Source organism: Pseudodesulfovibrio sp. lm2024 (genome assembly GCF_051175575.1).
Classification (GTDB): Bacteria; Desulfobacterota; Desulfovibrionia; order Desulfovibrionales; family Desulfovibrionaceae; genus Pseudodesulfovibrio; species Pseudodesulfovibrio caledoniensis.
The window spans coordinates 1,025,657-1,040,397 of sequence record NZ_CP195092.1 but is presented as its reverse complement, the minus strand read 5'-3'; the positions used below and the strand labels follow the sequence as shown (position 1 = coordinate 1,040,397).

11 protein-coding genes are annotated in these 14,741 nt (G+C 64.4%); all 11 read left to right on the top strand.

Annotated elements, in window-relative coordinates; all coding sequences use genetic code 11:
• The first annotated feature begins 13 nt into the window (after positions 1-13).
• The 11 genes from ACR42D_RS04630 (at position 14) to ACR42D_RS04580 (ending at position 14,706) form a co-directional block, all read left to right on the top strand.
• A complete protein-coding gene (locus tag ACR42D_RS04630; protein WP_484565696.1) occupies positions 14-1,453 on the top strand; it encodes an aspartate ammonia-lyase in 1,440 nt (479 codons plus the stop codon).
• The gene (locus tag ACR42D_RS04625) at positions 1,450-2,079 is read left to right on the top strand and encodes a hypothetical protein (protein WP_484565695.1); all 630 of its coding nucleotides are present in this window, start codon (positions 1,450-1,452) and stop codon (positions 2,077-2,079) included. Before ACR42D_RS04630 ends, ACR42D_RS04625 begins: the two co-directional genes overlap by 4 nt.
• Entirely contained in the window at positions 2,076-3,074 is a 999-nt protein-coding gene (hydE, locus tag ACR42D_RS04620; protein WP_484565694.1) for a [FeFe] hydrogenase H-cluster radical SAM maturase HydE, read from the top strand. The genes ACR42D_RS04625 and hydE overlap by 4 nt, the downstream gene beginning before the upstream one ends.
• Entirely contained in the window at positions 3,064-4,290 is a 1,227-nt protein-coding gene (gene hydF, locus ACR42D_RS04615; protein WP_484565693.1) for a [FeFe] hydrogenase H-cluster maturation GTPase HydF, read from the top strand. Before hydE ends, hydF begins: the two co-directional genes overlap by 11 nt.
• 510 nt (positions 4,291-4,800) lie before the next feature.
• A complete protein-coding gene (fdnG, locus tag ACR42D_RS04610; protein ID WP_484565692.1) occupies positions 4,801-7,848 on the top strand; it encodes a formate dehydrogenase-N subunit alpha in 3,048 nt (1,015 codons plus the stop codon).
• A complete protein-coding gene (locus tag ACR42D_RS04605) occupies positions 7,849-8,601 on the top strand; it encodes a 4Fe-4S dicluster domain-containing protein (RefSeq protein ID WP_484565691.1) in 753 nt (250 codons plus the stop codon).
• A gap of 26 nt (positions 8,602-8,627) precedes the next feature.
• On the top strand, positions 8,628-9,044 hold the full coding sequence (locus ACR42D_RS04600) for a cytochrome c3 family protein (protein ID WP_484565690.1): 417 nt from the start codon (positions 8,628-8,630) through the stop codon (positions 9,042-9,044).
• A gap of 429 nt (positions 9,045-9,473) precedes the next feature.
• A complete protein-coding gene (locus ACR42D_RS04595; protein WP_484565689.1) occupies positions 9,474-10,616 on the top strand; it encodes an iron-containing alcohol dehydrogenase in 1,143 nt (380 codons plus the stop codon).
• Positions 10,610-11,818 carry a two-component system sensor histidine kinase NtrB gene (locus ACR42D_RS04590; protein WP_484565688.1) on the top strand — a complete coding sequence of 403 codons (1,209 nt, stop codon included), beginning with the start codon at positions 10,610-10,612 and terminating at the stop codon, positions 11,816-11,818. The genes ACR42D_RS04595 and ACR42D_RS04590 overlap by 7 nt, the downstream gene beginning before the upstream one ends.
• On the top strand, positions 11,811-13,154 hold the full coding sequence (locus ACR42D_RS04585; protein WP_484565687.1) for a sigma-54-dependent transcriptional regulator: 1,344 nt from the start codon (positions 11,811-11,813) through the stop codon (positions 13,152-13,154). The genes ACR42D_RS04590 and ACR42D_RS04585 overlap by 8 nt, the downstream gene beginning before the upstream one ends.
• A gap of 370 nt (positions 13,155-13,524) precedes the next feature.
• Positions 13,525-14,706 (top strand): iron-containing alcohol dehydrogenase, encoded by a 1,182-nt coding sequence (locus ACR42D_RS04580; RefSeq protein ID WP_484565686.1) that lies wholly within the window; start codon positions 13,525-13,527, stop codon positions 14,704-14,706.
• Positions 14,707-14,741: the final 35 nt, after the last annotated feature.

Genomic DNA, 14,741 nt, shown 5'->3' with positions numbered 1-14,741 from the left:
GCCGAGGCGGAAGATGCCGAACAAAAGGCCGGAAGGTACCCGGATCGAGCGCGACGGGCTGGGCCTCGTGTCCATTCCCGCGGACGCCTATTGGGGCGTCCACACCTCGCGGGCCGTGCGCAATTTCCCCTTCTCCGGATACCGCCTCCCTCCGGCCTTCATTCGGGCCTTCGCCCGGGTCAAACAGGCCTGCGCCGGGACCAACGCGCTCCTCGGATACCTGTCCGGGGAGCGCGGCCGGGCCATCGGCGAGGCCTGCGCCGAGATCGCCGAAGGCGCGCTCCACGACCAGATCGTGGTCGACGCCTTCCAGGGCGGGGCCGGGACCTCGACGAACATGAACTTCAACGAGGTCATCGCCTCGCGCGCCGCCGAACTCATGGGCGGCGCGCGGGGCGATCGCGAGCTGGTCGATCCCCTGCGCCACGTGAACATGCACCAGTCCACCAACGACGTGTACCCCACGGCCCTGCGCGTGGCCGTGCTCACGCAGCTGACCGGGCTGGAGGAGGCGGTCTCGAACCTCCAGGACGGGCTCCAGCGCAAGGAGGCCGAGTTCAGCCACGTGGTCAAGGCGGGCCGCACCGAACTCATGGACGCGGTGCCCATGACGCTCGGCATGACCTTCGCGGCCTTTGCCGAGGCCGTGGCCCGCGACCGCTGGCGTATCTTCAAATGCCGGGAGCGGTTAAAGCGGGTCAACCTCGGCGGTACGGCCATCGGCACCGGCCTGGGCGCGCCGCGCGACTACGTCCTGGCCGTGGCCGGAAACCTGGCGTCGATAACCGGCCTGCCCGTGTCCCGGGCCGAAAACATGGTCGACGCCACCCAGAACGCCGACGTCTTCGCCGAGGTCTCGGGCATGCTCAAGGCGTGCGCGGCCAACCTGCTCAAGATCGCCTCGGACCTCCGCCTGCTGTCCAGCGGCCCGGCCGCCGGACTCTGCGAAATCACCCTGCCCCCGCTCCAGGCGGGCTCGTCCATCATGGCGGGCAAGATCAACCCGGTCATGCCCGAGGCCGTGACCCAGGCGGCCCTGCGGGTCATGGCCAACGACCAGGCCGTCGGGCTGGCCGCCGGGCTGGGCCAGCTGGAGCTCAACCACCTGCTGCCGCTCATCGCCCACTCCCTGCTCGAATCGCTGACCCTGTTGACCGCGTCCTGCCGGGGGCTGACCGCGGACTGCGTGCACGGCATTCAATCCCGGCCCGACCAATGCCGGGGCCATGTGGAGCGCAGCGCGGCCCTGGCCACGGTGCTCGTCCCGGCCCTGGGCTACGAGGCCGTGGAGCGGATCGTCAAGGACGCCGGGGACAACGGCCGGACCGTGGCCGAGGAGATCGAGGCGGCGGGCGTCGCCTCCAAGGAGGCCGTGGAACGGCTGCTCTCCCCCCGGAGGCTGTGCAAACTGGGCTTCACGCCCGATGAATTCGAGGAGGTGCGCAGGCCATGAAGCTCTTCGTCGGCATCGAACGGCTGGACACCCCGGCCCTGTTCGCCGCGGGCCGCAGGATCATCCTGCACGCGGCCGTGTACGGGGCGTTCGCCCGCTCCAAGCCGCACCGGGACGCCCTGTCCACGGCCCTGTCCCGGCCGGACTTCGAGCGGCTGGACATCATCGTCCTGGAGCCGGACAGCCGCGAGCCGTGGGTTCGCCCCTTTCTGGACGCCCTGCGCTTCGGCATCTCCACCCAGGCCACGGACGATGAGGTGGCCCTGTCCCACCGCTACATGAGCGAGCTGGCCGCAGGCCACCCGGACAAGGTGCGCCTGCACCCGGCCCGGCGGCTGCCCTGCCTGCCCGTGCTCATCGTGGACGACGTGATCATCTTCGGCCAGTACGCCCACTCCGGGAGCCACGCCCCGCAGGGGTTCTGGGGCATGATCCGCGCGGACGTGCCCACCCTGCTGGCCTGGACCCTGGCGGGCAAGCCGCCGCCCCACGCGGACGAAGAGGCCGTGGCCGCCTTCCGCCTGGTCAACGAGTGCGCCCGGGCCATGTGCGCCTGCCGGGCGCTGGCCCCCGACTCCGCCCGCAACCTCAGCCGCCGGGAAAGCCCGGCCCCGCAAAGCCCATGAACACCCACGACATCCTCGACCTGCTGACCGGCTCCAACGACGCCTTCCTGTTCGCCCGCGCCCACGAGATGCGCAGGTGGATATTCGGCAACGAAGTCTTCCTGCGGGCCATCATCGAATTCTCCAACGTCTGCGACAAGCAGTGCCGCTACTGCGGCCTGCGCGCCGGAAACCGGCATCTCAACCGCTACCGCATGAACGCCGAAACCATCCTCGAAAGCGTGGATCTGGCCGTGGCCCAGGGGGCCGGGACCGTGGTCCTGCAGTCCGGGGACGACACGGCCTATTCCATGGAAACGGTCGGCGGATTGATCCGCTCCATCAAGGAGCGCCACGACGTGGCCGTGACCCTGTCGCTGGGCGACCGGGGGTTGGACGAATACGCCCACTGGCGCGACTGCGGGGCGGACCGCTGCCTGATCAAGCTCGAGACCACGGACCCGGCCCGCTACAAGGAGCTGCGCAAGGGCGAGAGCTTCACCGCTAGGCTGCACCGGGTGGAGGAGCTGCGCCGCCTCGGCTACGAGGTCGGCTCCGGGGTCATCGTCGGACTGCCCGGCGCGACGCTGCTGGACGCCGTGCGCGACATCCTCTTTCTGACCGAGCTCGATCTGGACATGATCGCGGTGGGCCCGTTCGTGCCCACCCCGGACACACCCCTGGCTTCGTTCCCGCCCGGCTCGGTGATCCTGTCCCAGCGCATGACCGCCCTGCTGCGGCTGCTCAACCCCAAGGCCAACATCCCGGCCACCTCGGCCCTGGACGCCCTGCGGCCCGACAGCCGCGCCCAGGCTCTGGCCAGGGGGTGCAACGTGCTCATGCCGTCCATCACCCCGGCCGAGGTGCGCGGCGACTACACCATCTATCCCGGCAAGAACGCCGACGGACTCGACCGGGCCGCGTCCCTGGATTCGGCCAGGCAGACCATCGCGGCCATGGGCTTCGTCTCCTCCGCCGCCAAGGGGTTCTCCCCGAGGAGGGACCATGTCGAATAAGGCCCCGCGCGGGGTCAGGCTGGTCATCGCCCTGGCCGGGAGGCGCAACGCGGGCAAGTCCTCCCTGATCAACGCCCTGACCGGCCAGGAGACGGCCATCGTCTCGAGCACGCCGGGGACCACCACGGACCCGGTGGCCAAGCACTACGAGTTGCTGCCGCTGGGCCCGGTGACCTTCTACGACACGGCCGGGCTGGACGACGAGGGCGAGCTGGGCGCGTTGCGCGTCAAGGCCACGCGAAAGGTCCTCTGCCGCTGCGACGTGGCCGTGGTCGTCCTGGGCGAGGAAGGGATCACCGATCACGAAAAGGGCCTGCTCGAAACCATACGCAGCCTCGGCGTCCCGCACGTCGTGGCCTGGAACAAGGCGGACCTGCGGCCCGAAACGCACAAGCCCGAAGCGCACACGCCTGAGGGGCTCGACGCCCCGTTCCTGCACGTCTCGGCGGCCACGGGCCAGGGCGTGGACCGGCTCAAGCGCCTGCTCATGGACAGCGTGCCGCCCGAGTACCGCCAGGAGCGGCTCATCCTCGGCGACCTGATCCGCGAGGGCGACCACGTGGTCTGCGTGGTGCCCATCGACCTGGCCGCGCCCAAGGGCCGCCTCATCCTGCCCCAGGTGCAGGTCCTGCGCGAAATTCTCGACTGCGACGCCCTGGGCACCGTGGTCAAGGAGCGGGAGATCGAGGCCGCGCTCTCAGGGATGCGCACGCCGCCCGCCCTGGTAGTCACGGACTCCCAGGTGGTCATGAGCGTGGCCGGAGACGTGCCGGACGACATCCCCCTGACCACCTTCTCCACCCTGTTCGCCCGCTACAAGGGCGACCTGGACAGCCTGGTGGCCGGGGCCTCGGCCATCGACACGCTCAAGGACGGCGACACCGTGCTCATCGGCGAGGCGTGCTCGCACCACGACGTGGCCGACGACATCGGCCGGGTCAAGATTCCCCGCTGGATGACCCAGTACACGGGCCGGGACCTGAACTTCGAGGTCTACGCCGGCCACGACTTCCCCGAGGACCTGGAGCGCTTCGCCCTGGTGATCCACTGCGGGGCGTGCATGCTGGGCCGCACCGAGATGCTGCGCCGCATCGCCGAATGCCGACGCCGGGGCGTGCCGATCACCAACTACGGCGTGGCCATCTCCAAGCTCCAGGGCGTGCTGGAGCGCATCCTGCGCCCCCTGGGGGCGGAACCGGCCCACGCCGTGGACTGATCCCGCACTCCTCGCGCCCCACCCTGATCCGCCCGAAATCAAGCGGCCATGGGCGAACGACGCCTTTCCCCGCGCAGGGCCTGGCCAGACGCACAGGCCAACACCGGGTAATGGCTGGAAACATCCGTCCTCTCCCGGACCTTCCCCGCTCTGTGCCCAACCCTGGTAAAGTCGCTTCCCATTGCCGTCTTCCCCGATTCCACTTAGACACCAAAACCTTTGTGTATAAAGCACAAAGCAAGGACCATGGAGGTGCATTTGGCACACAGTGAAAAACCCCTAACAGCGCGGGGCACAGTCGATCTTCCATTCGGAGGTCTCGGATTGTCTCTCGAAGCTTGTGAGCGGCATGCCGAAACGCTGCGGGTTCAGGTCATCGCCTGGACTCCGGACTCGTTTCGCGACGGCATGACCCGTCACGAGCCTCCTGCGGCGCTCTCCGGCTATAGACTCCTTACAGTGCTCGGCTGTGAGATTCGTGGACGATAACTACAACTCTAGGACCATTGCATGAAACTGAATCGTCGTGATTTTGTGAAGCTGTCCTCAGCAACCGCGCTCGGCGTGGCCTTTGCCGGCCTCGGCGCGGGATGCCAGAAAACAGCGGTCGCAAAGATAGCCCAAATGAAGCCCGAATGGAGCAAGGAAACGACCTCCGTCTGCGCTTACTGTTCCGTCGGCTGCGGATTGGTGGTCACCACCTCCCTGCAGACCAAGCGAGCCATCAACGTGGAAGGCAACCCCGACCACCCCATCAACGAAGGCTCCCTCTGCGCCAAGGGCGCAAGCTCCATCCAGATGACCGAGAACGACCTGCGTACCGGCAAGTGCCTGTACCGCGCGCCGTACTCCGGCCAGTGGGAGGAAAAGAGCTGGGACTGGTGCAAGAAGCGCATCGCCAGGCTCGCCAAGGAATCCCGCGACAAGTCCTTCCAGGTGAAGAACGACAAGGGCCAGGTCGTCAACCGTAACATGGGTGTCGCCTCGCTCGGCTCCGCCGCGCTGGACAACGAAGAATGTTACGCAATGCACGCTTTCATGCGCGCCCAGGGTATCGTCTACCTCGAACATCAGGCCCGTATCTGACACAGCGCCACTGTTGCGGCTCTGGGAGAGTCGTTCGGACGCGGTGCGATGACCAACCACTGGAATGATATTCAGAACAGTGATTGCATTTTGATAATGGGCAGCAATGCTGCCGAAAACCATCCCATTTCCTTCAAATGGGCCTTGAAAGCGCAAGCCAAGGGCGGAAAGATCATCCACGTTGATCCGCGGTACACTCGTACGTCCGCACGTTCCGACAAGTTCATTGCGCTTCGTTCGGGATCCGATATCGCCGTGCTCGGCGGTATGATCAAGTACATCATCGACAACAAGCGCTACTTCCTCGACTACATGCGCGACTACACCAACGCCTCCTTCATCGTTGGCGAGGCGTACGGTTTCGAGGACGGCCTCTTCGCCGGGTACGACGCCAAGACCAACTCCTACGACAAGTCCAAGTGGGCGTTCGAGATGGACGAGAACGGCGTTCCCAAGAAGGACAAGTCCCTCAAGCATCCGCGGTGCGTTTTCCAGATCGTGAAAAAGCACTACGAGCGCTACACCCTGGACAACGTCTCCAACATGTCGGGCATTTCCCATGAAGACCTGACGGAACTCTACGACCTGTACTCCGCCACCGGCACCGCCAAGAAGGCCGGGACCATCATGTACGCCATGGGCTGGACCCAGCACTCCGTGGGCGTGCAGAACATCCGCGCCATGGCCATGATCCAGCTCATGCTGGGCAACATCGGCATCGCGGGCGGCGGCGTCAACGCGCTGCGCGGCGAGTGCAACGTCCAGGGCTCCACCGACTACGCCCTGCTCTACCACATCCTCCCCGGTTACATCGCGACCCCCCTTGCCGGACTGGACACTCTGGACCAGTACAACAAGAAGTTCGCGCCCGTGACCAAGGACCCGATGAGCGCCAACTGGTGGCAGAACTATCCCAAGTACTCCGCCAGCCTGCTCAAGGCCATGTACTCCGATGACGACCCCAAGGACTCCTACAGCTACCTGCCGAAGTTGGAAAACCACAAGGCGAGCGTGTACTCCTGGATCCCGCTCATCGACCGCATGTACAACGGCGGATTCACCGGCGCGTGGATCTGGGGCATGAACCCGGCCTGTTCGAGCTCCGACTCCATCAAGACCCGCAAGGCCCTGTCCGAACTGGACTGGATGGTCAACGTCAACGTGTTCGACTGCGAGACCTCCAGCTTCTGGAAGGGCCCGGGAATGGACCCGGCCAAGGTGAAGACCGAGACGTTCTTCATCCCCTGCGCCACGGCCATCGAAAAGGAAGGCTCGGTCTCCAACTCCGGCCGCTGGATGCAGTGGCGCTACGCCGGTCCGGAACCCAAGGGCGGCGTGCTGACCGACGGCCACTACTTCCACGAACTGTGGGAGGAGATGGTCCGCCTCTATGAGAAGGAGGGCGGCGCGTACCCCGAGCCGATCACCCGTCTGAGCTTTGAGAACATGTGCGAGAAGAACGAACATGGCCACATGGAGTTCAGCGCGCAGCGGACGGCCAGGCTCATCAACGGCTGGTTCACCAGGGATATCGAGATCAAGGGCAAGCTGTACAAGAAGGGCCAGCAGGTCCCCAGCTTCGCCTTCCTCCAGGACGACGGCTCCACCACCTCCGGCAACTGGCTCTACTGCAACTCGGTGAGCGACACGGAGAACAAGGCCGAACGCCACGACGCCACCCAGACCCCGCTGCAGGCCAAGATCGGCCTGTTCCCGAACTGGACCTGGTGCTGGCCCGTCAACCGGCGGATCCTCTACAACAGAGCGTCCGTCGACCTGCAGGGCAAGCCGTGGAACCCGGAACGGACCGTTATCCAATGGAACGGCAAGAAATGGGAAGGCGACGTGCCCGACGGCGGTTGGGCCCCCGGCGCCAAGCATCCCTTCATCATGCGCAAGCACGGCTTCGGCCAGCTGTTCGGCCCGGGCCGGGCGGACGGTCCGCTGCCCGAGTACTACGAACCGCTGGAATGCCCGGTCAAGGAGCATCCGTTCTCCAAGACGCTGCACAACCCGACCGCGGTCCAGATCCTGAACGAGGAAAAGGCCGTCTGCGATCCGCGCTACCCGTTCGTCGGCACGACCTACCGCCTGACCGAGCACTGGCAGACCGGGTCCATGACCCGCTGGTGCAGCTGGCTGGTGGAGGCCGAGCCCCAGATGTTCGTCGAGATCAGCCCGCAACTGGCGGAGCTTCGCGGCATCAAGAACGGCGAGAAGGTCACCATCGAGAGCGTCCGAGGCTCCCTGTGGGCCATCGCCATGGTCACCGAACGGATTCGGCCCTACAAGGTCAACGGCAACGACGTCCACATGGTCGGCATGCCGTGGCACTACGGCTGGGTCATGCCCGTGGACGGCGGCGATTCCGCGAACATCGTAACGCCCAACGTCGGCGATCCGAACACCGGTATTCCGGAATACAAGGCGTTCATGGTCAACCTGCGCAAGTGGAAAGAGGGGGATAAATAAATGACTGGCAAAAGCTTTTTCGTTGATTTGTCCCTTTGCACCGCGTGCCGCGGTTGTCAGGTCGCCTGCAAGCAGTGGAAGAACCTCCCTGCCGAGAAGACCCGCAACGTCGGCTCGCACCAGAACCCGCAGGACCTGTCGTTCCAGACCATCCGTCTCGTCCGCTTCAACGAAGCGCATGACGCGAACGGCAACCTGCAGTGGTACTTCTTCCCGGAGCAGTGCCGCCACTGTATCGAACCCCCGTGCAAGTACATCGGCAACATGTACTGCGACAACGGGATCGTGCAGGACCCCGAGACCGGGGCCGTGGTCATGAACAGCCGCACGGCCGCCATCGGCGACACCGTCGCCAGCGACGAGCTGTGCCCGTACAACGTGCCGCGCATGGACGGGAAGAGCGGCCAGTGGTTCAAGTGCGACATGTGCCTGGACCGCGTCCAGGCCGGACGTCTTCCGGCCTGCGTGCAGAGCTGCCCCACCGGCACCATGAACTTCGGCAACCGGGAAGAGATGCTCGCCCTGGCCAGGAAGCGGTTGGAGGAAGTGCAAAAGACCAACCCGGACGCGTACCTCGCGGACCCCGAGTCCGTGCGCGTCATCTACCTCTGCACCGCCCCGCCGGAAAGCTACAACGGCAACCTGCTCGCCTCGGTTGACGGGCGCAAGCTGATGAACAACGCCCCCGGCAGGGACGGCATTGATCGCCGCAGCCTGCTCGCCGGTCGCTTCCGTCCCGGCAACAAAGCCTAGAACCATACATACCAAAAGGAGATATCATGAAAAAAGTATTCATCATGTGCCTGCTGTGTGTATGTTTCACCGCAGTGCTGGCCTTTGCCCAGGCGGAGCTGGTCGCCTCCATCGACGCGCCCGACGATGATCTTGAGATCAATGTCATCCGGGGACGCAGCGAGCGTGATCTGGGGGTTGTCTTCAACCACTCCAGCCACGAAGGCATCGACTGCTTCACTTGCCACCACAAGAACGAGGTCAAGGACACGCCCGAGTCTTGCGCCAACTGTCACACCGACACCGCGCCCGACGCCCAGGGTCCCAAGTCCTACTTCCGCGCCATGCACGTGAAGAGCGAAGGACACGCCTCCTGTCTCTCTTGTCATCAGGAGGAATTCTCCGGCGACAAGGACATGACGGGTTGCGCGAACTCCTCCTGCCACCCGACCGGCCTGTACTAGAACCACTACCCCGGGGCGGGGCATCCCCCCGCCCCGGGTTTCTCCCGCTTCGCTTCACAGACTGCTCCAAAGGATCGCGGGGATTCCCGGCAACGGAACCGGCGATCCTTTCGAACAGACTCGTTGAACACCTCCGTAAGCCGTCGCATCGGACCTGGCGCAACATGGCGAACGGAGTTTCCCGGCCCCGCGCAGCGTGCTATCTGCGCGGGGCCTCTTTTTCATTCTCCGGCCCCTCCGGTTCCGGTCGGTCGACCGGATTGCGGACCGGCGGAACATGACGACGCGCAGCCCGTCCGGGCTGTGCGCCTTGGGCCGCGCCCGCCGGGAACACTGCCCGGTGCAAAAACGAGAACCTCGGCAAAGGGCTTGCCTAAGTCGGAGGAAACTGAGTACCATCAGGCACACCAATATTCGTGCGGGGATGTCATGCTCATCACAAAATTCGCCATTCCGGAAGTCATTTTCGGCAACGGCAGCATAAAGTACCTTGCGCCATGCGCGCGACGTCTCGGCGCCAAGCGCGTCCTGCTGGTCAGCGACCCCGGGGTCGAAAGGGCGGGCTGGGTAGAGGTCGTCATGGACCTGCTGCGCAAGGACTCCATCGAATGCGTCTATTTCAATGAGGTCAGCTCCAACCCCCGCGACGTCCAGGTCCACAAGGGGGCCGAACTGTACGTGGAGCACGGGGCGGACGTCATCGTCGGCATCGGCGGGGGCAGCCCCATCGACGCGGCCAAGGGCATCTCCACCATCGTGGGCAACGGCGGGAAGATCCGGGACTACGAAGGGGCCAACAAGATCATGCGCCCCCTGCCGCCCATGATCTTCATCCCGTCCACCGCGGGCAGCGGTTCGGACGTCTCCCAGTTTTGCATCATCACCGACGTGGAGCGCCAGGTGAAGATGTCCATCATCAGCCGCTCGCTGGTGCCCAACCTGTCCATCATCGACCCCATGCTGCTGATGACCAAGAGCCGGGAGCTGATCGCCGCCTCGGCCGTGGACGCCCTGGCCCACGCCGTGGAGTCCTATGTCTCCCGGATGGCCTCGCCGTTCACCGAGCCCCAGTCCATGCAGGCCATCCAGCTGTTCATGGAAAACGTCCGCGAGGCGGTGGACTCCAAATCCCCGGAGGCGCTCAAGAACCTGAGCATCGCCAGCACGGCGGCGGGCATGGCCTTCAGCAACGCGGGCCTGGGCATCGCCCACTCCCTGGCCCACTCCATCGGCGGCCGGTTCGACGTCCTGCACGGCATGGTCCACCCCGTGCTGCTCCCCTCGGTCATGCGCTTCAACCTCATGTCCCGGCCCAAGAAGCTGGCCCGGGTGGGCTTTCAGATCACCGGCGTACAGTGCCGGTCCGAGGAGAAGCAGGCCATGCTGGGCATCGAGTATCTGGAAAAGCTGTTCCTGGACCTGGGCGCCACCTGTAGGCTGAACGACATCCTGCCCGACGACAGCGAACTGGAACTGCTCTGCCACAAGGCCCTGCCCGACGCCTGCACCATGACCAACCCCAGGGAAGCGACCTGCCGGGACCTGATGAGCATATGCGAGGCTGCATGGTGAGTACCTCAAAGACGACACTCGAAGATCTCATGGGGCTTGAGCACAGCAAGCTCAACTTCTTTCAGGAACTGCGACAGAGCATCGAGAAGCTGACCGCCAGCCACCGGGAGTCCGAGGACCAGCGCCTCGAGATCGCGGCCATCCTCGAAGGCATCACCGACGTCATGATGGTCCTCTCCGAAAACCTGGAGATCATCTCGGTCAACCATGTCTTCCTGGAGCTGTTCCCGGGCATCAACCCCATCGGCCGGTATTGCTACGAGGTCTTCCGGCACACCAACTACCCGTGCCATGAATGTCCGGCCTTCCGGTCCCTGAGCACCGACGCGGTCTGCCGGGAGACGGCCATCTTCCGCGTGGGCGGACGCAACCGGCAGTTCCAGATGGTCGCCGCCCCCCTGAAGAACCCGCACCTGCCCCAGCACCGGGTGCTGATCTTCAAGCGCGACGTAACCATGGAAAAGGAATACCAGGCGAAATTCTACCAGGCCGAGAAGATGGCCACCACCGGCATGCTGGCCGCGGGCGTGGCCCACGAGGTCAACAACCCGCTGGCCGCCGTGGCCGGGTTCGCCGAGGGGATCAAGCGCCGCCTGCCCCGGCTGGAAAATCTCGTGGACGACGAACTCTACGAGGACTTCAAGGAATACACGGACACCATCCTCAAGGAGTGTTCGCGCTGCCAGAAGATCGTCCAGACCCTGCTGACCTTCAGCCGTCCCATGGTCGCCGACTTCAACCAGGTCAGCATCAACCAGGTGGTCAAGGACACCATCCGCATCCTGCAGCACCATTTCAAGAACCACCCGAAGCTCACGGTCTCCATGTCCCTGTCCGAAACCCTGCCCATGATCTACGGCGACGAGGCGCAGCTCAAGCAGGTCGCCCTGAACCTGCTGACCAACGCGGTGGACGCCATCGGCGAGGAGGGGGAGCTGTGCGTGTCCACCTGCCTCCACGAAGACGGTGTGCGCATGGCGGTCAGCGACACCGGCTGCGGCATCCCGGAAAAGAACCTGGACAAGCTCTTCGAGCCGTTCTTCACCACCAAGCCCGTGGGCAAGGGCATCGGCATCGGCCTGGCCACCTGCTACCACATCGTCCAGGACCACGGCGGGGAGATCACGGTCAACAGCGAACTCGGCACCGGAACGTGCTTCTCCGTCACCCTGCCCATCGATAAACGAGGCCGCCATGGCTAACGGCTACAAGGTTCTGGTCATCGACGACGAGGAATCCATCCTCCGTCTGCTCCAGCACGAATTGAGCACCGAGGAGCGGACCGTGGACACGGCTCCCTCGGCCGCCATCGGGCTGGAGAAATTCGCCAAGGGCCACTACGACGTGGTGGTCTCGGACATCCGCCTGCCGGACGGCGACGGCCTGGACATGCTCGTCAAGTTCAAGACCGCCTACCCGGACATCGAGGTCATCCTGATCACCGGGCACGGCAACATCGACAACGCGGTCGAGGCCATGCGCATCGGGGCCTACGACTACGTGACCAAGCCCTTCCACCTCGACCGGGTGGAGATGGTCATCGAGCGGGCCTACCAGCGGGTCTGCCTGCAGCGCGAGAACCGCAGCTTCCGGCACTCCAAGCAGACCGTGCCGTCCTCCAAGCTGGTGGGCAACTCCGCGCCCATCAAACAGATCAAATATCTCATCGGCCGGGTCGCCCCCACCGACGTGGCCGTGCTCATCACCGGCGAAAGCGGCGTGGGCAAGGACGTGGTCGCCCACACCATCCAGGAGCACAGCGAACGCAGCGAGCGGCCGTTCATCGTCAAGAACTGCGCCACCCTGCAGAAGGAGCTCATGCGCAGCGAGCTCTTCGGGCACACGCGCGGCTCCTTCACCGGGGCCACGGACAACCGCGACGGACTGATGACCTACGCCGACACCGGCACCCTGTTCCTGGACGAGATCGGCGAGCTGCCCCTGGAGGTCCAGGGCGGGCTGCTGCGCGTGCTCGAGGCCAAGATGTACCGCCGCATGGGCGAGAAGAACGAACGCCACGTGGACATCCGCTTCCTGTTCGCCACCTCCCGCAACCTGGCCGAGGAGGTAGAGGCCGGGCGGTTCAACGAGGCCCTGTACCACCGCATCAACGTCTTCAACATCCAGGTCCCGCCACTTTCCCAGCGCAAGGAGGACATCCCGCTGCTGGTGGAGCACTTCCTCGGCCGCATGAGCATCGCCATGCGCCGGGAACGGCTGACCATCACCGACAAGGCCGTGCAGTGCCTGACGCAGTACGACTGGCCCGGCAACATCCGGGAGTTGCGTAACGTCCTTGAACGGAGCATCATCCTGGCCGAAGGCGGCGTGATCACCAACCAGGCCCTGCCCCGGGAGCTGGTGGAGCATGTGGCGGACCAGGGCGACGGCACCGTCTTCTCCCTGGAGGAGATGGAGCGCAAGCACATCCAGCGCGCCCTGCAGTTTTACGACGGCAACCGGCTCCAGGCGGCCAAGGCCCTGGGCATCGGCCGGAAAACCCTTTACCGCAAGATCGAGAAGTTCGGACTGGGGTAGTCCCCCCTCTCACATCATCCTATTTACACTATGACCCAACCTGAGAACCCGTTACTGTAACGGTTTTTTTATACGTACTCATGCCATGATATTTTGACCCATTCGCGTACAATTCGTGTGTCAAAAAGATACAACAGATAACAGCTTGAAATTACAACATATGATTACGGCAACCCACCTCCCGGGGTCACGCTGACCCAGAATTGAAGGCAGAAGGGTCACAAAGGCCCAATCTGAAGAATAAACCTAACACGCTATTATAATGATTAGAATTCAAATGGCCCGGTCCTTGCTCAGGGATTGATGTCACTACGATGTGGCAGGCACTTGTCCCGAGTTCAGTCACCCTCAACCACAAGGACGGAACATTATGGCAGTTACCGAACAAGTTAATGGCTTTTTCATCCCCAGCGTGACCCTTATCGGCATCGGCGCCCACAAGGAGATCCCGGCTAAGATCAAAGCCCTGGGCAGCAAAAAACCCCTGCTCGTGACTGACAAAGGCATCACCGCCTGCGGCATCACCCAGCAAATCGTCGACCTGCTCAAGAGCCACAAGATGAGCTGCGTGGTGTACGACGAGACCATCCCCAACCCCACGGACAAGAACGTCCACGACGGCGTGAAGGTCTACAAGGACAACAAGTGCGACTCCCTGATCACCCTGGGCGGCGGCTCCTCCCATGACTGCGGCAAGGGCATCGGCCTGGTCGTGGCCAACGGCGGCAAGATCCACGACTACGAAGGCGTGGACAAGTCCACCAACCCCATGCCCCCCTACGTCGCCGTGAACACCACCGCCGGCACCGCGTCCGAAATGACCCGCTTCTGCATCATCACCGACACCTCCCGCAAGGTGAAGATGGCCATCGTCGACTGGCGCGTCACCCCGGGCATCGCCCTGGACGACCCGCTGCTGATGATGGGCATGCCCCCGGCGCTGACCGCCGCCACCGGCATGGACGCCCTGACCCACGCCGTTGAGGCCTATGTTTCCACCATCGCCACCCCGATGACCGACGCCTGCGCCGAAAAGGCCATCCGTCTGATCTTCAAGTTCCTGCGCCGCGCCGTTGCCAACGGCTCCGACATCGAAGCCCGCGAAGGCATGTGCTACGCCCAGTACCTGGCCGGCATGGCCTTCAACAACGCCAGCCTCGGCCACGTCCACGCCATGGCCCACCAGCTGGGCGGCTTCTACGATCTGCCGCACGGCGAATGCAACGCCATCCTGCTGCCCCACGTCGAGAAGTTCAACCTCATCGCCCGCGTCGAGCGGTTCGCCGAAATGGCCGAGATGATGGACCAGAACATCGAAGGCATGAGCAAGCGCAACGCCGCCGAACTGTGCCTCGAAGCCATCAAGCAGCTCTCCACCGACGTCGGCATCCCCGCCGGTCTGGTCGAGCTGGGCAAGCGCTACGGCAAGGATGTCAAGATCAAGGACATCAAGGTTATGACCGAGAACGCCCAGAAGGACGCCTGCGGCCTGACCAACCCCCGCTGCCCCAAGGACATGGACGTCATGGCCATCTACGAAGCAGCAATGTAGGTCCTCCCTTCCAACGGGGGCGGGGCTCCGGCCCC